Origin of the sequence: Streptomyces noursei ATCC 11455, from assembly GCF_001704275.1 — a bacterium.
GTDB classification, from domain to species: Bacteria; Actinomycetota; Actinomycetes; order Streptomycetales; family Streptomycetaceae; genus Streptomyces; species Streptomyces noursei.
Genome location: NZ_CP011533.1, coordinates 8,129,293 through 8,147,171, shown reverse-complemented (window position 1 = coordinate 8,147,171; position 17,879 = coordinate 8,129,293). Strand labels below are relative to the sequence as shown.

Annotated in this window: 19 protein-coding genes and 1 pseudogene; 6 read left to right on the top strand and 14 right to left on the bottom strand. The window is 69.4% G+C overall.

Features of this window, described 5'->3' with window-relative positions; translation table 11 throughout:
- Positions 1-11 precede the first annotated feature (11 nt).
- From SNOUR_RS49310 to SNOUR_RS34820, 5 genes and pseudogenes are all read right to left on the bottom strand, one after another.
- Positions 12-188, bottom strand: a pseudogene (locus tag SNOUR_RS49310) (MmyB family transcriptional regulator); the annotation flags it as partial.
- Between the two features lie 88 nt (positions 189-276).
- Positions 277-564: a TNT domain-containing protein gene (locus SNOUR_RS46530; RefSeq protein WP_067355102.1), complete on the bottom strand. Its 288-nt coding sequence runs from the start codon at positions 562-564 to the stop codon at positions 277-279.
- 53 nt (positions 565-617) lie between these two features.
- Complete coding sequence (locus tag SNOUR_RS34825; protein WP_067355100.1) at positions 618-1,061, bottom strand: Imm63 family immunity protein; 444 nt, start codon at positions 1,059-1,061, stop codon at positions 618-620.
- Positions 1,062-1,232: 171 nt separating this feature from the next.
- Positions 1,233-1,421 carry a hypothetical protein gene (locus tag SNOUR_RS46525; protein ID WP_159425966.1) on the bottom strand — a complete coding sequence of 63 codons (189 nt, stop codon included), beginning with the start codon at positions 1,419-1,421 and terminating at the stop codon, positions 1,233-1,235.
- Entirely contained in the window at positions 1,418-1,852 is a 435-nt protein-coding gene (locus SNOUR_RS34820; protein ID WP_159425965.1) for a DUF732 domain-containing protein, read from the bottom strand. The genes SNOUR_RS46525 and SNOUR_RS34820 overlap by 4 nt, the downstream gene beginning before the upstream one ends.
- 255 nt (positions 1,853-2,107) lie before the next feature.
- Between SNOUR_RS34820 and SNOUR_RS34815 the strand changes: the two genes are divergently transcribed.
- Positions 2,108-2,650 carry a DUF2231 domain-containing protein gene (locus SNOUR_RS34815; protein ID WP_067355096.1) on the top strand — a complete coding sequence of 181 codons (543 nt, stop codon included), beginning with the start codon at positions 2,108-2,110 and terminating at the stop codon, positions 2,648-2,650.
- 268 nt (positions 2,651-2,918) lie between these two features.
- On the opposite strand, the gene SNOUR_RS34810 is transcribed toward SNOUR_RS34815, so the two are convergent.
- Complete coding sequence (locus SNOUR_RS34810) at positions 2,919-3,434, bottom strand: MarR family winged helix-turn-helix transcriptional regulator (protein ID WP_067355093.1); 516 nt, start codon at positions 3,432-3,434, stop codon at positions 2,919-2,921.
- Between the two features lie 38 nt (positions 3,435-3,472).
- Between SNOUR_RS34810 and SNOUR_RS34805 the strand changes: the two genes are divergently transcribed.
- Positions 3,473-4,375: a DMT family transporter gene (locus SNOUR_RS34805; RefSeq protein WP_067355091.1), complete on the top strand. Its 903-nt coding sequence runs from the start codon at positions 3,473-3,475 to the stop codon at positions 4,373-4,375.
- 261 nt (positions 4,376-4,636) lie between these two features.
- Here SNOUR_RS34805 and SNOUR_RS34800 read toward each other — a convergent pair whose 3' ends face one another.
- Positions 4,637-5,449 (bottom strand): hypothetical protein, encoded by an 813-nt coding sequence (locus SNOUR_RS34800; RefSeq protein WP_312634550.1) that lies wholly within the window; start codon positions 5,447-5,449, stop codon positions 4,637-4,639.
- Between the two features lie 450 nt (positions 5,450-5,899).
- Positions 5,900-7,291, bottom strand: coding sequence for a MocR-like transcription factor YczR (gene yczR, locus SNOUR_RS34795; protein WP_067355088.1), 1,392 nt, complete (start codon positions 7,289-7,291; stop codon positions 5,900-5,902).
- A 118-nt stretch (positions 7,292-7,409) separates the two neighbouring features.
- On the opposite strand from yczR, the gene yczE reads away from it, so the two are divergent.
- From yczE to SNOUR_RS34780, 3 genes are all read left to right on the top strand, one after another.
- Entirely contained in the window at positions 7,410-8,063 is a 654-nt protein-coding gene (gene yczE / locus SNOUR_RS34790; RefSeq protein ID WP_312634549.1) for a membrane protein YczE, read from the top strand.
- A gap of 270 nt (positions 8,064-8,333) precedes the next feature.
- Positions 8,334-8,729 carry a hypothetical protein gene (locus tag SNOUR_RS34785; RefSeq protein ID WP_067355086.1) on the top strand — a complete coding sequence of 132 codons (396 nt, stop codon included), beginning with the start codon at positions 8,334-8,336 and terminating at the stop codon, positions 8,727-8,729.
- A 20-nt stretch (positions 8,730-8,749) separates the two neighbouring features.
- Entirely contained in the window at positions 8,750-9,400 is a 651-nt protein-coding gene (locus tag SNOUR_RS34780) for a hypothetical protein (protein ID WP_067355084.1), read from the top strand.
- A 319-nt stretch (positions 9,401-9,719) separates the two neighbouring features.
- Here the strand turns inward: SNOUR_RS34780 and SNOUR_RS34775 are convergent, their stop codons facing one another.
- From SNOUR_RS34775 to SNOUR_RS34750, 6 genes are all read right to left on the bottom strand, one after another.
- Positions 9,720-9,950, bottom strand: a complete 231-nt coding sequence (locus SNOUR_RS34775) for a hypothetical protein (RefSeq protein ID WP_067355081.1) — start codon at positions 9,948-9,950, stop codon at positions 9,720-9,722.
- A gap of 253 nt (positions 9,951-10,203) precedes the next feature.
- Positions 10,204-10,551, bottom strand: a complete 348-nt coding sequence (locus SNOUR_RS34770) for a hypothetical protein (protein ID WP_067355080.1) — start codon at positions 10,549-10,551, stop codon at positions 10,204-10,206.
- Positions 10,548-11,285 carry a hypothetical protein gene (locus tag SNOUR_RS34765; protein WP_067355077.1) on the bottom strand — a complete coding sequence of 246 codons (738 nt, stop codon included), beginning with the start codon at positions 11,283-11,285 and terminating at the stop codon, positions 10,548-10,550. The genes SNOUR_RS34770 and SNOUR_RS34765 overlap by 4 nt, the downstream gene beginning before the upstream one ends.
- A gap of 29 nt (positions 11,286-11,314) precedes the next feature.
- Positions 11,315-15,226 carry a DUF6531 domain-containing protein gene (locus SNOUR_RS34760; RefSeq protein ID WP_067355075.1) on the bottom strand — a complete coding sequence of 1,304 codons (3,912 nt, stop codon included), beginning with the start codon at positions 15,224-15,226 and terminating at the stop codon, positions 11,315-11,317.
- On the bottom strand, positions 15,223-15,948 hold the full coding sequence (locus SNOUR_RS34755; RefSeq protein WP_067355072.1) for a WXG100 family type VII secretion target: 726 nt from the start codon (positions 15,946-15,948) through the stop codon (positions 15,223-15,225). Before SNOUR_RS34755 ends, SNOUR_RS34760 begins: the two co-directional genes overlap by 4 nt.
- A 321-nt stretch (positions 15,949-16,269) precedes the next feature.
- The gene (locus SNOUR_RS34750) at positions 16,270-16,827 is read right to left on the bottom strand and encodes a DUF6924 domain-containing protein (RefSeq protein ID WP_067355069.1); all 558 of its coding nucleotides are present in this window, start codon (positions 16,825-16,827) and stop codon (positions 16,270-16,272) included.
- 249 nt (positions 16,828-17,076) lie between these two features.
- Here SNOUR_RS34750 and SNOUR_RS34745 point away from each other — a divergent pair, with 249 nt between their 5' ends.
- The gene (locus SNOUR_RS34745; RefSeq protein ID WP_067355068.1) at positions 17,077-17,790 is read left to right on the top strand and encodes an SDR family NAD(P)-dependent oxidoreductase; all 714 of its coding nucleotides are present in this window, start codon (positions 17,077-17,079) and stop codon (positions 17,788-17,790) included.
- Positions 17,791-17,879: the final 89 nt, after the last annotated feature.

Genomic DNA, 17,879 nt, shown 5'->3' with positions numbered 1-17,879 from the left:
AGGTGCGCGGTCCACAGCTCGGTGAATCCCTTGCCGGGGACGACGAGTTCGCCGAAGAAGCCCAGCAGATCCCGGTCGTCGGGAAAGCGCCTGGCGGACCGCCGCAGAACAACCGTCGCATGCCTGGCCCGGCGGTCCCAGTTCCGGATACAGCTCACGCCGGCGCGATCATCTGCCTCCGAAGCCATCACACCAGCAGGCCACCGCATTGGCTGCGTACAGGGAAACCAAGGACGCCAACCGGTTCCGTTCCGGTTCATCGGCGTTGGATTTCGATCACCGCACGCGTTCCTCACGGATGTAGCCCTGGTCGATGAGCCACTGCACCGAGATGCCCTCCGGGAGCATGAACTGTGTTCCGCCGCCGGGCTGGCCGAACCAGGGTGCGACCTTGCCGCCCTGGATGACGCCGTACTTGTCGGTGTCCTCCTGGGTCCACGGTCGGATCCAGCTGTACACGTGGTACCCGCACGCCAGATAGGTGGGAGGCAGGGAACGCTGGGCGAATGGCGTCCCCTCCGGGTGCGCGAACCTCCCCAGTGGACTCCCGAACCGGTCCCACACCTCCGCTCCCCCCGCCGACCGCTCCTGCCGCTGCTTCCTGCGCCGCCACAGCCTCACGACCGCCCCCCGACCGGATAGGCGTCCACGTCCTGAAGGCGCACTCCCGGACACTGTTGCGGGATCTGCGCCCGGAACCTCTCCGCCCACTCGGGTCGGACCAGCCCCAGCAGTTGGACCTGCCTGGCCAGCCACCCCACCCGGGTGTCGCTGCAGCCAGGCAGCAGACCGCGGTGGTCGAGCTCCCAGCGGGAGGCGGCATCACGGGTGGTGTGCAGCGCCGCCCAGTACAGAAACTCGTCCAGGTCCCCGGTTGCGCGGCGCTCCACTTCCTTGTTGCGCTCCAGCACCACCCAGTGGACGGCGTCGTCGTGGACTTCGGCATGGGGGTAGCCGGCATCGTGCGGGCCGTCGCCGACGACGTCCGCACCGTCGAGCCCTTCGACGCCCGACAGCATGCTCCGGACGGCGGCGTAGACACCCTCACGAGTTATCGTCATGCGGACGATTATTCCATCGCGCATGAGCCCACTCAATGTGGACTCGACCACACGACAGCTGGCACGCACTCGCTCCACCCCGGGCGGATCGAGGCGAGCCGCCTGAGAACGTGAGCCCCTCGGTGCGAGCGCTCTTGTTCACGGTGGCGGCGGGGCGGCCGGTCGTTCCGGTCAGGCGATCTCGTTGCGCGACTTACCCCCAGCTCCCCAGCCCCCCGGCTCCTCGACATGCAGGCGGCGCGCGGCTTCGCGGTCCCGGTCGGCGAGCGCCGGTCGGCTCAGCCATCGTTGGAGCTCGCCCTCCGTCGGCATGCCGACGGCCCGGCAGAGGGTGCTGCCGGGCCATCGAGGCGAGGTCACTTCTTCGGACAGAGATGCGTCCGCACGGCGGCGAGAATCTGCTCAGCCTGCGCGGTGGTGAACTCCCTCGCCCCGCTGAATCGTTGGCGGGTGATATCCACCTGCTTGGCGTGGTCCTTGGGAAAACTGTGGACTGTCCCGCAGGTGTCCCGACCGCGACTCACCGCCCGGTCTTCCTTGCCGTTGACGATGGCCGGCGAGATGGCCTCCAGCGCGCGAATGTACTTCGCCCGCGTGGCCGCGTCGGGCTTGGGCGGAATCCCGCGATCTCGCTCCGCATCCTGAATCGCCTTGTCCGGAGATGCCGTCGCCGCCGGCGTGCTCAATACAGGCGGCTTCGCGTCCTCGACCTTGACGCCGTCCGAGCTGGCGCACGCGGCGAGCGCCCCAGCCAGGGCGAGGGTGGTTAAGGCCATGACTGTGCGCTTCACTTTCGATCTCCCGAGCAGATGACTACTGACGACACAGATGTGACCGTCAAGAGCGCGTGAAGGTTGTGCGCTTGCGGTGTGGAGCTAACGTGCACGGGCCGGCCCCGCTCTCCTTCCCGCCCGCGGGGACCGGTCAGGGATGCGAACGGCTTCATTTGCGGTCCGCGGGTCACTGTGGCCTCGGGGCGACTTCAAGCGTCTACATGCCTGTAGTAGATTGCGCGCCGCCAGCTACTACGGAAGCAGGGAGAGGCCATGGGACCTACGTTGATCAACGGGATACCCGCGCATGTGCTCTTCGTTCACGTCGTGGTCGTGCTCGTGCCGCTCACCGCGCTGGCACTGCTGGCCTGCGCTGTCCGGCCCCAGCTGGCCCGGCGGTTCGGACTTGCCCTGCCGGCGCTGGCCGCGGTGACGCTCGTCAGCGTGCCGATCACCACCCACGCGGGAGAGTGGCTCAAGCATCACGTCGCCGGCGATCCTCTGGTACGCCAACACGCAGAGCTGGGCGACGGCCTGTTGCCTTGGACGGTGGGCCTGTTCGCGTTGGCGGTGGCTCTGTGGTGGATGCAACGCGGCACCAAGGCTGCTTCCCAGGCCGACACTTCCGCAGTCACCGGGGAGGTGCAGCCGGGAACACGCGCACGAGGTGCGCTCAAGGCCGCGGCCGTGGTGCTGTCACTGGCGCTGGGGGCCGGCGCGGTCGTGCAGACCTACCGCATCGGGGATTCGGGAGCCCGGGCCGCCTGGCACGACAACTTCTCCACCGCACGCACGCCTGAAGCTGGAAGCCGCTGAAAAGCCGGTCACGGCCGAAGGCGACAACGGACAGCAGCTCGTCGAGCAGGACTTCGCAGGGAGGATCGGGCGCGATAGGTCCAACAAGCTTGTTCTTGACGGCCGTTGGGTGCACGGAGCTCCGCGGCTCCCACCGCACCCCGAGCGCTCTGCGCTTCAGTGCGAACCCAAGGGGCCCGGCGTGCTTCAGGTCGGCGTATCCGCGGTTCGGGTGAAGCACGAGGGTGCCGAGTGAGTCGAAGAGCTTCGGCCGTGCGATTCAGTGGAGTCACTTCGGTGCGCCAGAAGGCGGCTCGACGCGTGCCAGCCAGGCGGTGAGCAGTGGTTCGAGGCGCGCGGCCTCGTCGGGGCCGAGTTCGTCGAGTATGCGGCGTTCGTTGTTCATGTGGTCGGTGAAGGCCCGGTCGATCAGCTCCCGCCCCGCCTGGGTGAGTGCGACGACGCGCCCCCGGCCGTCCTCGGCGGACCGGCGTCGGGTGACCAGCCCGTCGCGTTCGAGCCGGTCAATGCGTTTGGTCATCGCGCCCGTGGTGACCATGGTGAACGTGGCCAGCTCGCCCGGGGCGCGCTCGAAGGGGTGCCCGGCCCTCCGGAGAGCCGCCAGGACGTCGAACTCCCCCTCGTTCAATCCGTAACGCCGGTAGACCAGGCATAGCTGCTCGGTCAGAAGACCGGCGAGGCGATGGAGCCGGCCGATCACGTCTTGGGGACTCACATCCACATCTGGACGCTCGCGAGCCCACTCGGCCTGAATGCGGGCGACGTGATCCTCGTAGTCGTTCATGACCCCATTGTACCTTCCAGGGAAGCTATATTCCTTCCATGGAAGCTACAATGCGATGGACACTGGTGACGGCGATCGCCCCGGTCGCTTGGGGGACGAACTACTTCGTCACCCACGAATACCTGCCCACCGACCACCCCCTCTACGGTGCGGCGATCAGGGCGCTGCCCGCAGGGGTCCTGCTGCTGGCGCTGCGCCGGCAGGCGCCCCACGGGACGTGGTGGTGGAAGTCGCTGGTGCTCGGCACCCTCAACGTGGGGTCCTTCTTCACCCTGATCTACCTCGCGGCCCAGCTGCTGCCGACGAGCATCGCCTCCACCATCATGGCGTCATCGCCCGCGGTCTTGATGCTGCTCGCCTGGGCCGTGAACGCAGAACGCCCTTACAGCCTCCCGCTGGTGGGCGTCGGCATCGGTTTCGCAGGCGTATGCCTGATGCTGCTCACCGGTGACGTCCCCCTGAACGCACTCGGCGTCCTCGCATCGGTCACGGCGATGGTGACGTCCTCCTTCGGCTACGTGCTCGCGAAGCGGTGGAGCAGCGAGGTCGATGTCCTCGCCTCGACATCCTGGCAGCTCATTGCCGGCGGCCTGGTCGTGCTGCCGCTGGCCGTCGTCCGCGAAGGAGCACCGCCCGACCTCGATGCGGGCGCGATCCTCGGATTCGCCTACGTCACCGTCGTCGCGACAGCGGTCGCCTTCGCCGCCTGGTTTGCCGGCCTGCGTCACCTGCCGGCAGCCACTGTCGGCCTGGTCGGACTGCTGAACCCGGTCACCGGCGTGCTGCTCGGCACCGTCATCGCCAAAGAGCCCCTCACCCTGCAGCAGATATGCGGACTGGTTCTGGTCCTGTTCGGGATCGTGCTCGGACAACCGATCGCCGCCACGGCCACCGCCCGCATCCGGTCCCGGGCAACCAGGGCACCGTGGCGCAGCTCGTAGGCCCTTGGTGGAAATGGTGTTGGCGGCGGTGTCGCATTGATCGCTGCGGCTCCGAGTGCCCCGCTGCGGCGCCCTCAGGGCATGTCGTGGGCCCGGCGAGGTGTCGGACAGGGTGGCCCCTCCGGTGGTGCTCGCCGGTGCGCGGCGGGCACTGCCGGAAGGGGCCTGTCGCGTCTGTGCGCGTCGGGTTGGCGACTCGCGCCGCGTCGATCGCCGTTCTGACACGCGCGGGCCCCTGGAACAGTAGGGGCGTTGGGGTCGTCAGGCAGCTTCGGCCGGTGGCCGGTCGTCGATGATGATGCGCGTTACGGGCGGGCAGTCGTTGCCGGGTTGGTAGTGGGCGTCGGCTTCGCCGGTGTCGACTTTGCGTAGGGCTACGCCGATGCGTTCGTAGATCCTGCCGGCGAGTCGCCGGGTCCCGGGGATGGCAGCGGGGTCTTGATGGGTGGCGTGCAGTGCGTCGAGTGCGGCGATGAGAGTACGGCCGGAGATCTCGGCATGGATGAGGCCACTTCCTTCCTTGACGCCGGCGGGGAGCCGAAAGTGCTGACCGCGGCTGGATTGGCCGACGAGGAAATCCCAGTGGTCCCGATGGCAGATGATCTGGGCATAGGCAATGCCGGCGGCGAGGGTGAGGAGGTGCTCGAAGTCGTCGTCCTCGGCTGGGGGTTGGGGTGGCTCTTGCGCGGCCGGCTTCGTCGGGGGTGCGGGTGGCTCCGGAGTCCTGGCGGCTGTGAGGTCGGCACGGAGTCCTTCGACGCTGCTGTGGAGTTCGGCGAGCCGGATGAGGATCTGCTGGTCGTCGCGTGAGGGTGTGGCGGCTCGTAGGCGTTGGGTGTCGTTGCGGAGACCCTGGAGTTCGCTGTGGATGGCGTCGGTTCTGGCATGGGCGAGGGCCGCTGCGTCGCGTGCGTGCTGGGCTGCGGTCAGTGTGGTTTCGATGGTGGCGCGGAGGCCGGCGAGGCTGCGGTCGAGTGCATCGGTGATTGCCGATTGCGCATCGGTGATTGCCGATTGCACGTTGCTGATTGCCGTGCGGAGCTCTCTGATGATGCGTTCAGCGCCGAATGCCACGGTCCCCCCTGGTGTTGGTGGCTGTTGTTGCAGCGGGAGGCTCCCCGTCGATCGCTGGGGTGACGCGGCGAGTTTCGGTCGTGGAAATCATGGGAGCGCATTGGTGTGGATGCGGTTGCGTGGAGTGCCGCATCGGGCTCTTCGGCTCCGCGCGCCCCATGTTGGCGTCTTCGCGCCCTGTCGTCCGCCGCTCTGTCGCCGGCAGGTTGTCGTCTTCCTGGCCCGAGGAGGCTGGCGTTGGCTTGTCCGCTCTGCACAGCAGGGGGCCGTAGGGAGGTCGGCGATCTCGTGGATGTGACCACGCTCGCTGTCGCGTTCGTCAGTGTCGGTGGAACGCCGTGCAGGACGCTGGGGGGAGCTACGGTTAGCCAGGGGCTGCTTGGTTGGACTGGGTGGTCGTGTCGTACGGGGTGGCGATGCCGCGTCGTTGCTTCAAGCCGTTGTCGACGCTCACGCCACGGGTGCAGGACCGTGGGTTCCGGTGGCGCCTTGGCTGAGCGCCAGCTGCGCCTGGGTGAGCCTGCGGACTGCCTCGGTGAGCTGGCCCGAAGGGAGGGTGTACGGCAGTCGGATGTACCGTTCGAAGGCGCCGCCGATCCCGAACCGTGGTCCCGCCGCGATGGTCACTCCGTAGTCCGGCGCGATCGCTGCCAGCCGTGAGCTGATGGGCTCGCGGAACGTTGCCCACAGTGTCACGCCTCCAGCCGGTTGCGGTGCGTGGACGTCGGGCAGGTGCTCGGTGAGTGCGTGCCGTAGTGCGTCGCGTTGCGATCGCAGTTGCCGGAGCGTGTCGGGCCGTTCGGTCTGACGCTCATTCAGAAGGACGGCCGTGGCCAACTGTTCGACGACAGGGGTGCCGAGGTCCGTGGCGGGACGGGCCTTTTCGAGGCGCTGCAGGAGTGAGGGGAGGGCGCGGATCCAGCCGATGCGGAGGCCGCCCCAGACGCTCTTGGAAACCGAGCCGACGCTGACGGCGGTCGGCATGTGTACTGCGAACGGTTCCGGTCTTGCGCCGTCCAGAGCCAGTTCGGTCATGGTCTCGTCGATGATCGTGGGACAGGCCAGCCTGAGCCGACGGCGCACGCTCGCGGACATGCACATCCCGGTCGGGTTGTGGAAGTCCGGTATCAGGTAGGCGAGTTGTGCGTCACGCCCGGCCGCCTGGAGTTGTACCGCATCCCAGCCGGACGCCCCAACGGCCACGGGCAGGAGTCGGGCGTGCGCATCGGTGAACGTCCTGATCGCGTGCGGGTATGTGGGATGGTCGATCAGGACCTTGTCCCGTGGGGCCAGGAGCGTGCGCGCCAGGAGACCGAGCGCGTGCTGCGCACCATTAGTGATCATGATGTGGTCGGGGGCGGTGGGCAGCCCTCTGCGCTGGTACCAGTCGGCGACCGCCTCGCGCAGCTCGGCGGTGCCGTATCGATCGTATCCGTGCCGCTCGAAGTGCCGTGGCAGCCGTTCGAGAGCAGCCGCGAACGCGGCGTGGAGGATCTCGACGGGTGCCGGTGGCGCGGCGAACGACAGGTCGATGGTCATCGGGTCCGCGCTGGCCGGGGGCTCGGGCGGGGTGTCCTGCGGGAGGCGCACCGTCGCCCGGGCGCGCGCCCTCGTGGCGAGGTAGCCGTGCTCGACCAGAGTGCGGTATGCGGCACCGACGGTGGTTCGGCTGGTGCCGAGCACGGTGGCGAGGTCGCGTTCGCTCGGCAGTGCCGCCCCGAGGGACAGACGTCCGTCCAGGATCAGCAGCCGCAGCCTGTCCGAGAGGCACTGGTGCGCCGGCCCGGGCCCCTGCTGCCAGGTCCCCATCATGCGCGCAACCGCGTACGAACTGATCTTCACCGAGCCAGCCTAATCAATCTGGCTATGGAATCCGAGTCCAGTTGGCGTCGAGGCTTGCGCCATGGCTCCTCCTGCTTCCCCCGCCCAACTGTCCGTCCCGGCCCGTCATGACCGCCCTGTGATCATCCGCATGAACGCCTTCGCCCAACTTCGCGCAGGCCGAGCGGGGCGGCGCATTCCCCAGCTCCTGATCGGCTTGGTGGGATACGGCGCCGCCGTCATGGTGCTCGTCCGATCCGGTCTCGGCACAGCCAGTTGGAGCGTGCTGACGGACGGCACGGCGAAGACTCTCGGCATCTCATTCGGATGGGCCACGAACCTGATCTCGCTCATCGTGCTTCTCGCCTGGATACCCCTGCGCGAACTACCCGGGCTCGGCACGCTCCTCAACGTCGCAATCGTCGGCTTCGCCGCAGACGCGACCGCGGCGGTGCTCCCTGCCCCTCACGGGACACTCGCCGAGAGCGGTTACCTTGTAGTCGGCCTCGTCGCGCTGGCCTTCTTTGACGCGCTCTACCTCGGCGCACAGTTCGGGTCAGGACCACGTGACGGCATCATGACCGGACTTGTTCGACTCACCCGCCTGCCCGTCGCGGTGGTGCGTACCGGCATCGACGTCGCCGTCGCCGGGATCGGTTGGGCTCTCGGCGGAAGCTTCGGGGTCGGCACGGTACTCGTCGCCCTGTGCATGGGGCCTCTCATCGGATGCTTTCTGCCGCTTCTGACGGTTCGCCTCCCCGCTGCTACGGCAGGCGAACGGTGCAGCCGGTGATCGCCAGTAGCGTGCCGCTTCAGCGGAGTGGTCGGCACCGCGGCGAGGTCGGCGCCGGCCCGGCCGTGCGACCGTTCGCGCAGTTCGCTGAGCGCGGGTTCCCAAGCGGTCGCCGAGCGGTCGCGGGCCGCACCGCATCGGGACTTCATCGCCATTTCAGCGCCACCCACGACAGTGGACCGAACAAGGCGCCGGACAGCCAGTCGTGCGCCTGCCGCGTCCGCACCCCTCTCCGTAGGTGCGCGCCCTCAGCGAGTGAACGGGTTCCCCATGAACGATCTTTTGCACAAGCTGGTCTCCACCGCCATCACCGGCGCGCTGATCGCCCTGGTGGGATACCTCAGCGTGACCGTGCGCAGGCGTCGGGTAGCCCGCGAGGAGGCCGCCGCGCCGGCCCCCGTCGAGGACCCGACCCAGGCCCTGCTGCGGCAGGCCCAGCAACTGGACGTCAGCCGGGACGAATTGGCCATCCAGGGCCGGCAGGCAGAGGCACTGGCCCGGGCCGGGGAGGCCGCCGACGCCTGGCGCGCGCTCACCCGGGCCCGGCCGGGGCGGTTCCAGGCGGAACGCAGGGCAGCACTGGTCCGGCTGAGCGAACTGCTGGTCGCCGAGGGGCAGGAGCAGCAGGCCGCTCAGGTCCGCCAGGAAGCCACCGGCCTTTCCTGACCGAGCGAGGAGAAGCATCCATGCCCGCTGCGATCTGGACCGGCCGGAACGCCACTCCCGAGCAGGCTGCCGCCGACATCACCGCGGCGCTGCGGGACGAACTCGGCCTCACCGCACCACCGTTGGCCATCACACTGCCGGCCGAGAGCACCGGCGTACCGGCCGGCAGTCTTCTGCCCTCGCGCGCACGGTTCAGCGGAATGCCCGTGCCGACGCTCTGCTTCCTCTACATCGACGCCCAGTCCCCCAGGCCCTTCGAACTCCGCGCCTCGGTCCTGACCGGACGCTCGGGCATCCGCCGAAGCCTGGGCCTGGGACATCTCCTCTACGCGGTGCCCCTGGCACCGACGGTCCCCTCCGTCATCGAACTGAACACGCCCGGCGGCACCACCCCCGCCCGCTTCGAGGGATCCCCCGCGACCGCTGACCGGCTGAACCAGGACACGCACCTCATCGACGCGGCCCGCGCATTGACGCCCACCACGGCCGGCCCGGACCGGAACCACAGCTGGCAGGTGGCCCGCCGACTGGCGATCGAGCCGCTTCCCGAGAGTCCCGAGGGTTCGGTCCTGTTCGTCCAGACCCTGCACCGCCCCACCACCCGCGCCTGGTCCCTCCGCGCCGCCGCGATAATGGACTTCGCGGGCCGGGTGGAATCGGTCTTGGCGTAGTACCGGTTCGGGGTCGCGATGCGTGATCGGCCGGACTTCCAGCCTGCGCGGAACGCCGCCGAGGGGCGCAGGGCTGTCGGGCAGCCGCCCCGGGCCGGGCCCGCTCTGAGGACGGAGAGTTCGCCCTCTGCCGGGCTCGCGCGCCTCGTGGCACGACCATGGTCGGAGCCTGGCAGGCAAGCTCCGACCATCTGTGACGACGCCCGCTACGGCACCCACGCCCAGGGGCCGCTGGCCCTGCGGTGTTGGCGTGGACCCTGGCGGCACTGGCTACCGGGGACGCAGGGGGTGCACGTGTCGGTCTGATGCGACGTTCAGGCTACGGACGCTCCGGGGCATCCAGTCGACCAACCGAGTCGTCCGTCTCGGAGTAGTTGGAGCCGTCGTAGAGGTCCCGGACGGTGCGCAGCGCTCTGCCGAAGGTTGCCGCCGCAGTGCAGCCCATCTGCGCCCCGGAGACGCACGTCTGCGGGTCTGCCTCGGCTGCTGCACCGGCCCTCGGTACAGGGGCGGCGTCGGCGATCGGCGCGATGAGTGCGGTAGCGGACACGGCAAGGGCAGCCGCTGCGAGAACAGTGCGAAGTTTCGTCATGCGTTGATCAACGACCAGACGAACGGTCGGTAATGTCAAGCGAAGGCAAGGCCGACCTGGCGTGAGCCGGTCACGGTCGGCGATGGTCTCCGCACCATCGTCGCCGCATCCGGCTCCCCGCACCGTACTGACCGGCTCAGCCGGCGGCACCGGCGTAGGAGAGCCGGAAGCCGCCTGCCGTGCGGACGGAGGGCGCAACGCCCCTGGCTGCTCAGACCTGCACGCGCTGCCAGTGGCCTCGCCGGGTCCACTCGCCGTCGTCCTGCGCCCAGCTCGTCACCAGGGCCGCGACCTCGTCGTGGCCCTTCATGGCGTAGGGCGGCGCCACGACGGTGCGGAAGTGCTGGTCGGGTCCGCCGTCGCGGTACTCCACGAGGCAACTCCCGTCCTCCGCGAGGTGGACCTGGATATAGTACTGCTCCGGATCGCGGCCGTCCGCGCGTTCCACGACGAGGAACGGCAGCGCCAGGTTCAGCTCGCTGAGCAGGTCGTAGAGGGTGTCCGGGTCGGGACGGTCGTGCACGGCCCCGATAGCGGTGTGGACGCGGGTGGCGGTCATACGGCCTCCTCCGGACGCAGCACCGACTGATCGGCCAACGCGACGAGCTCGTCCCCGGTCGTCCGGATCGCTCCGTCCGGTCCGTGCACCGTCAGGGTGTCGTCGCACTCCGCCCGGAAGACGGCGCCGAGGCGGTTCTCCCACTCGACGTGACTGCCGGGGGAGCCGGGCAGGAGGGACAGTTCGTGCCGCAGGACGTCCAGGGTCGCCAGGCCGCGGTCCGGGCCTTCGCTGTGGCTCCCGGTGCGTTCGTTGCGGTAGCGCATGCGGAGGAAGGGGACCGGGTCGCGCCGCAGCCGTGTGGGCTGCAGGCCGCGGTCGAATTGGTGGCGGGCCTCCGCCAGGCTCTCCGAGCCGGCGAACTCCTGGCGCCAGGCGGGGAAGAGTGCCACCGTCGCCTTGTGGAGGTCGGTGTCCTCCTGGCTGTGGTACTCGTGCACCTCCGGTCCGACGGCGGCGACCGTGTCGAAGTCCCACCCGGGGCAGGCGAGCCCGTCCAGCGTCATCAGCGGACGGTCGCCGTCGAGCACCTGCTCCGCGTGGTCGCGGGCCAGTTCCAGCACGGCGCGGGCCAGTGCCGGGTCGTACTCGCCCATGACGCGCATCTCCAGCACACGGTCCCCGGAGACCACGGCGTCGAACGAGAAGATCATGCGTGACCAGTGCCAGGCGTCCGGCACGCCAGGTACGGGCTCGGCGCCGGGCTGGGCGGCCAGCTTCGACGTCAGGTCCATGGTGGGTGGCTCCTCTGCGGGGGTCCTGCTCAGGTGCAGGAGTAGTTCGGGCCGGTGTCCTGGCGGTAGGTGGAGGTCATCTTGCCTCCGCCGCTGGAGTTGTCCTTGCGGGACATGGGCTCCATGTTATTGGCATCGTTGTAGAAGTCGTTGCGGGTGGCGCGGTCGGAGTTGTAGCCCGTCTGGTTCCAGTGGTCGACGACCGGATGCAGATGCTCGTAGGTGAGGTGGTCCTTTCCGGCGGGCACGGGTTCGCCCTTGGAGTTGAACCAGGTGAGCTGGTCCCGTGGGATGCGCTCACCCTCCTGTGGGTGGCCGGTGGGGAAGCGGGGGGCGCCGCCCTGTGCCTGCCCCTCGACGGTCCACTTGGACGTCATGGCGTCATGGGTCGACTGTCGGTAACTGCCGGGATATTCGGTGTCGCGGTTGTGGGTCGCCGGACCGTTCGGGTTCGGGAGGAAGCGGCCGTTGGGTCCGCGCTGCGGCGTCAGCCCGAGGGGGTCCGCGACGGTGAGCGGGTTGTCGACGTAGGCGTAGTGGTTGGGGGCCGCCACCAGCCCCAGTGGGTCGGGGGTGAGGTAGCGGGCCGTCTCCGGGTCGTAGTGGCGGAAGTAATTGTAGTTCCACCCGGTCTCGGAGTCGGCGTACTGGCCGGGGAACCGCAGGGGGCAGGTGTCCGCCGGCCCGTCGCCGACCGGCATGCCCCAGGCGGTGGTGCGCAGCCGCCAGGTGATCCGTCCGTCCGGGGTGACCAGTTCGGTCGGGGCGCCCGAGACGTCGGTGACCACGGTGTGGAAGTCGACGCGGCCCTCGGCGTGGACGACGGTCTGAGTGAGCGGCCGGTGGGTGCCGGAGTGGTAGTCCCAGACGGTCGCGGTGCCGTCCGACGTCACCTGCTCCGCGAGTCGGGTGCCGTCCCAGACGAAACGGACCTCCTGGGCCGGGCGCCCGTCACCGTCGAGGCGACGCTTGACGGTGCGCCGGCCCGCCGTGTCGTACTCGTATGTCCAATGTGTGCCGTCGGCCAGCACGGCGTCGGTGAGTTGGTCCGCCGTGTTCCACGCGAAGGAGGCGGTACGGGTCTGGCCGTTGAGGAGCCGCGTGGTGCGGCGCACCATGCGGCCGTCCTCGTCGTACGCGTAGGTGTGGCGTCCGCACCGCTCAAGGCGGTTGCCGGTGAATGCGCGCTCCGTGCCGGCGGTCCCGTCGCCGGGAACCTCGGCGTGGGTGAGGTTGCCGGCGCTGTCGTAGGCGTAGGTCTCGGTCCAGCCCTGGGCGCGCACGGCGGTGACCCGGCCGTCGGGATCGAGCTCGAAGTGCCGTGTGCCGCCCGCCGAGTCCGTGATGCCGCGGAGGTGGCCGTCCGCGCGGTAGGCGTAGGCGCGGTGCTGGAGGGTGTCGGCACCGAGGGTGACGGCCTGGGAGCTGAGCCGGCCCGCGCTGTCCCACTCCTGGGAGAGGACGAGGTCGGGGCCGATGAGGCGGCGCACCTCCCGGTCGGCTTCGTCGAAGGCGAAGCCCACCCGGTCACCCCCGACGTCGAGGGTGGCCGGCCGCCCCGCGGCGTCGTACGACCACGTGGAGAGCACTCCGCTGGGGGTGCGCCGGCTGGTGCGCCGCCCCAACGCGTCGTAGGTCCAGGTCGTGGTGCGGCCGTCGATGTCCTCGGAGAGCTTGCGGCCGAGGACGTCGTAGGTGTGGGCGACGGTGGTGGTGGCGTTGGCGGACCGCAGCAGGCAGCCGGCCGGGTCGTAGGCAAAGGTGGCGATACCGTCGGGCGAGTGCTCCTCGACGGTGCGGCCGAGTTCGTCGCGGACGAACACCGTGGTGCGGCCGGCAGCGGTGGTGCGGGCGGCGATATTGCCCGTGGGGTCGGGCCGGTACTCCACGGCCCGGCCCTGGAAGTCGCTCTCCCGGACGAGGTGGCCGACGGCGTCGTATGTGTAGTCCCAGGTGTGGCCGCGCGGGTCGGTGACGGTGGTGAGCCGCAGTTCGGTGTCGTGCGCGAAGGTATAGGTGGTCCCGTCGGGAGCGGTGCGCGTGACGGGGAGGCCGAAGTGGGTGTAGGTGAACCGGGACACCTGACCCAGTCGGTCGGTGTGGGCCACGAGATTGCCCTCACCGTCCCACTCCCATGTCTCGGTCGCACCGTCGGCGAACTCCCGCCACGCCGGCTTGCCCTCGACGGTCCAGCCGAAGCGCTCGGTCCGTCCACAGGCGTCGGTGTAGGAGCCGACCCGCCCGAACGCGTCGCGCTCGACGACCGTGGTGTGGCCCAGCGGATCGGTGACCGTCAGCGGCAGGCCGGCCGCGTTGCTCGCCACCGTGCGGGTGTTGCCGAGGGCGTCGGTGACGGCGGTCAGCCTTCCGCCGTCGTAGGCGAAGCCGGTGACGGCGCCGGTCGGATCCGTGGTGCGTACCTGGTTGCCCCGGGCGTCGTACTCGTGCCGCCAGGTCGCGCCGTCCACCTCGACGATCTCGACCGGCAGGCCCAGTGCGTTGTAGGTGGCACGGGTGGTGCGGCCGTCGGGGCGGGTGACGGTGGTGAGGTTGCCGTCGTCGTAGGTGTAGCTGCTGGTGTGGCCCAGCTCGTCGGTGACCGAGGCGAGCAGGTCCCGGCCGGTCCAGGTGCGGTGCGTGCGGTGGCCCTCGGCGTCGGTCCAACCGATGAGGCGCCGCTGCTCGTCGTAGTGGTAGACGGTGGTGCGGCCGAGGGAGTTGGTGTAGCTGTTGGCACGGTTGCGGACGTCGTAGGTGAGGGTGCAGGACAGGTAACCGTCGGATCCGGTGCCGCGCACGCAGCGGTCGGCGCCGTCGTACTCCCAGCGGTACCAGCCGCCGTTGCGGTCGACGCGTTCGACGATGCGACCCGACTCGTCGTAGTGGAAGCGCTCGGTGTGGCCGAGCGCGTCGGTGACCGCGGTGAGTTGGCCGTCGTCGTAGCCGTAGTGTCGTAGCACCGTGCCGGCCTCGCCGGCTTCGGTACCGAGGAGGCGGAGGGCCACGACCCGGTCTCCGTCGGTGTCGACGGCGATGCGGTACCCGCCGCTGTGCCGGATCTCGAAGGGGGTGCCGTCGTCGTCTCGCCAGATGTCGACTCGGTGGCCGTTGCGGTCGGTCACGGCCTGGAGGGGGAGGGTCACCCGGCCGGCGGCGGCCTCCGCCGGTGTCACGGTGGCCGGCATGAAGTGCAGGGTGTGCCCGGTGTCGCGGTCGGTGACGAGGATCTCGCCGGCCGGTGTCCCGTCCCACCGCAGCTCCCGGCGGGGGCCGTGGTGGGGAAGGTTGACGGTGTGCGGGGCCGGCACGTCGTACGAGAGCAGCATGCCGTCCGCGGTGGCGAGCACGAGTCCCCGTTCGTCGGCCTCCAGACGCTGGTCCAAGGTGGAGGCCCAGGAGCTGCCGAACCACTGACCGCACCGGTAGGACGACAGGTGGGTGCGCTCGACGACGAGATCGAGCAGACCGGGCAGGCGCACGTCGGTCGCGGTGAGGATCATCTCGCCCGACACCAGGTCGATGGGGTCGCCGCCCTTGCAGCGGCCGCCCGCCGGCTTGGACGACCCGACTCCGTCCCGGTTCGCCCCGTCCCGCAGTGAGGGGTCGGAGGAGTTCGGCCGACCGGAACCCGGGCCCTCCACGGGGCTCTTGGGGCCCTTGGGGCCCTTGGGGCCCTCACCCCCCGGCCCGCCCGACGTGTGCGGCGATGAGGAGGGGGATGCATGGGGATCCTTGGGCATGTCACCGTGCCGGCCCTTGAGGATGCCCTCCATCTCCGAGGCATGCTTCGCGTCCGTTTCGGCGTGGTTCTTCGCCACCTGCCGCAGGCGGTCGCCCGTATCGTGGTAGAGGTTCTTGACCGCCTTGCCGGCGTCCTCGCCGAGGGTCTTGCCGAGCCGTGATGCGCCGTCCTCCAGCGCCTTGACGATGCGGTTCGTCACGCGAAGCTCACCCCGCTCAGCTTGCTCTTGAAGTCCTCGGCGTGCGCCGCCACCGTCTCGGCGTGCTTGGACAACGCCTGTGAGCGAGCGTGCAGTTCCTCGGGATGGACGGAGAAGCTCTGCCCTGCGCCCCCGCCGCCGGACACCCCGAGGGCCTTGGCGGTTCCCTCGTAGACGAGCCCGCTCACCGCGTTGCCGACCACGTCGACGAGCGGGGTGATGGCGGCCTCGATCACCTGGCCGATGACGTACTGTTCCAACTGCTGTTCCAGATAGCTCGTCGCCTTGCGGGCCGCAGCGATGATGCCGGCCTCCGCGACTTCGGCGAGCCCGAAGGTGAAGGCCGCGGCGGCCTGGTCCGCGACGAACGTCACGGCGAGTACCACCAGTTCGGCGATCGCCGCCGCCTTCATGCCCACGATGACACCGGCCGCAGCGTCCAGCGCGGTCGCCACCGTATGGCACGCGGTCACCAGCTCGTTCATGTGACTGGACGACATCTGGCCCCACTTGGCCATGAGGGCGTCGTAGGAGGCGCCCTGGTAGACCTCGGACAACTGCTCCACCGACGAGGTGGCGTCCTGGTGACTCTGCTGGATGTTGTTGGCGAAATCCCTTACATGGCCACCAAACTCGCGGACCTTGTCCTCGTCGACATTGGGCCAGTGGACACCGATGAAGTCGAGAAACGACACCACCGCGTCGGGTAGTTCCAGTGCCACCGCGCCCCCAGGTGAGAACTCGTCAGACCGCTCGTGGCAACGTATCGCCGCCGAACAAAGCCGAGGTAATCAAAGGGTCAGTTTTGCCCCAGGGTGTCGAGAGCCTGCGCCGGGCCGGCGCGCCGGCAGGACGGAAATTCGCCAACCCGGGCCGCACAAAGGCGAGGACGCCCTGACGTTGACGGGGAACGATGCGGCGGGCCTCAGCAATCCTGCTCGTCGCCGCGCCCCCGGCATTCCTGCTCGTCGCCGCCCTCGCCGCCTGCGCCGCAAAGGGGATATGGAAGCGCTCACCCCCCCGTCAGTTGTGCTCACCTCCCGTCAATTGTCGTCATCGTTCTCTTGATCCATCTGACGGAACTCCTCGTACACAGCCGTCCCCGGCCCCGCCACATGCACCTCGAAGTCCGCCCAGTCGGAGTCGTGGAATTCGCGGAAGAACAAGTTGGCGATGCTGTCGTTGATTTCGACGCTGGCCACGTGCAGGGCCGGAACACGGAACGGCTTCACACGGGGCCAAGGCTCATCGCCCGCCTCGTCCACATGGATGTCGATGCCGAGCAACGGCAGATCGTCGGAGGCAAAGGTCTCCGCGTCGGCCAGATAGAGGTGGTCGTACGGCAGGTCGTGGCCGGATTCGGGGGCGGCGGCGAGCACCGTCTCGGGCAACAGGCCCCGGTACTTCTCCTCGTCGATCGGGGTGACATACGAGATGGCCCGGTCGTAATCGCAGATGTCCTGCGAGCCCTCCTCGAAAGCGACGGGCATCTCCAGGGCCCGCAGCAGGCGAGCCCAGCCGCCGAGGTCGGTGACGTCGGTCCGCAGTACGGGAGCAGCGTCCGTGCGAGGCAGGCGTATCGATCGTCGATCGTGATTCATGCCGTGGACCCTAGTGCCGGGCACTGACAGGACACGGGCGCACGGGCCGCGCGCCGGTCGGCCCGCGCCCCTGAGTGCGACTCCGGCTCGGGCACCCAACGCGACTTCGCAGGGCGCAAGTTCGCCCATCTGCGCTGGTACCGCCGCCTGCGGATCCGCTGGGAGATCCGCGGCGACATCCACCAAGCGTTCCTCACCCCCCGACGTCTCCCCTCCCCACGATTCGAGCCTTGAGAGATCATGTTGAGCATGACGATTGCGGACGTAGCCGTGGTGACAGGCGCGAACCAGGGGATCGGGCGAGAGGTGGCACGGCAACTCGCCGCCGCGGGCATGGTGGTCTATCTCGGTGCCCGGGATGCGGAACGGGGCCGCGCTGCCGCACGCGAGTTGTCCACTGCCGGCGACGTGCGGTTCGTGCCTCTGGACGTGGCAGACCAGTCGCAGGTCGACGCCGCGGCCCGAACGATCGAGGCGGAGTGGGGCAGGCTCGACGTACTGGTGAACAATGCGGGCATCGGCGGCACCCGCCCGGCGGTGGAGGAGACCACCGCGGACGATTTCACAGAGGTCATGGACGTCAACCTGCTCGGCGCTGTCCGGACGACACACGCCCTGCTGCCTCTGTTGCACAAGGCTCAACATCCACGCATCGTGAACGTGTCGAGCGGCCGCGGGTCGTTCACCATCAGCGACGACCCGGAGCGCATGGAATCCCGGTTGCGGGGCCTGGTCTACCCGGTCTCGAAGGCGGCCTTGAACATGCTCACCTACCAGTACGCCCGCGCTCTGCCCGGCTTCCGCATCAACGCCGTCGATCCTGGGTTCACCGCGACCGCGCTCAACAACCACACCGGCATCGGCACGCCCGCGCAGAGCGCCGTGACGGTCGCGCAAATCGCCCTGGCGATCGACGGGCCCAGCGGACGACTCTTCGATTCCACCGGCCAGGTCGGCTGGTAGTGACCCTCCTGCGCCCGGTCCGAGCGGCCACCCGGACCTCATCCCCGGCCGGACACCGGACCCGACAGCGGGACAGGTGTCCGGCCCTC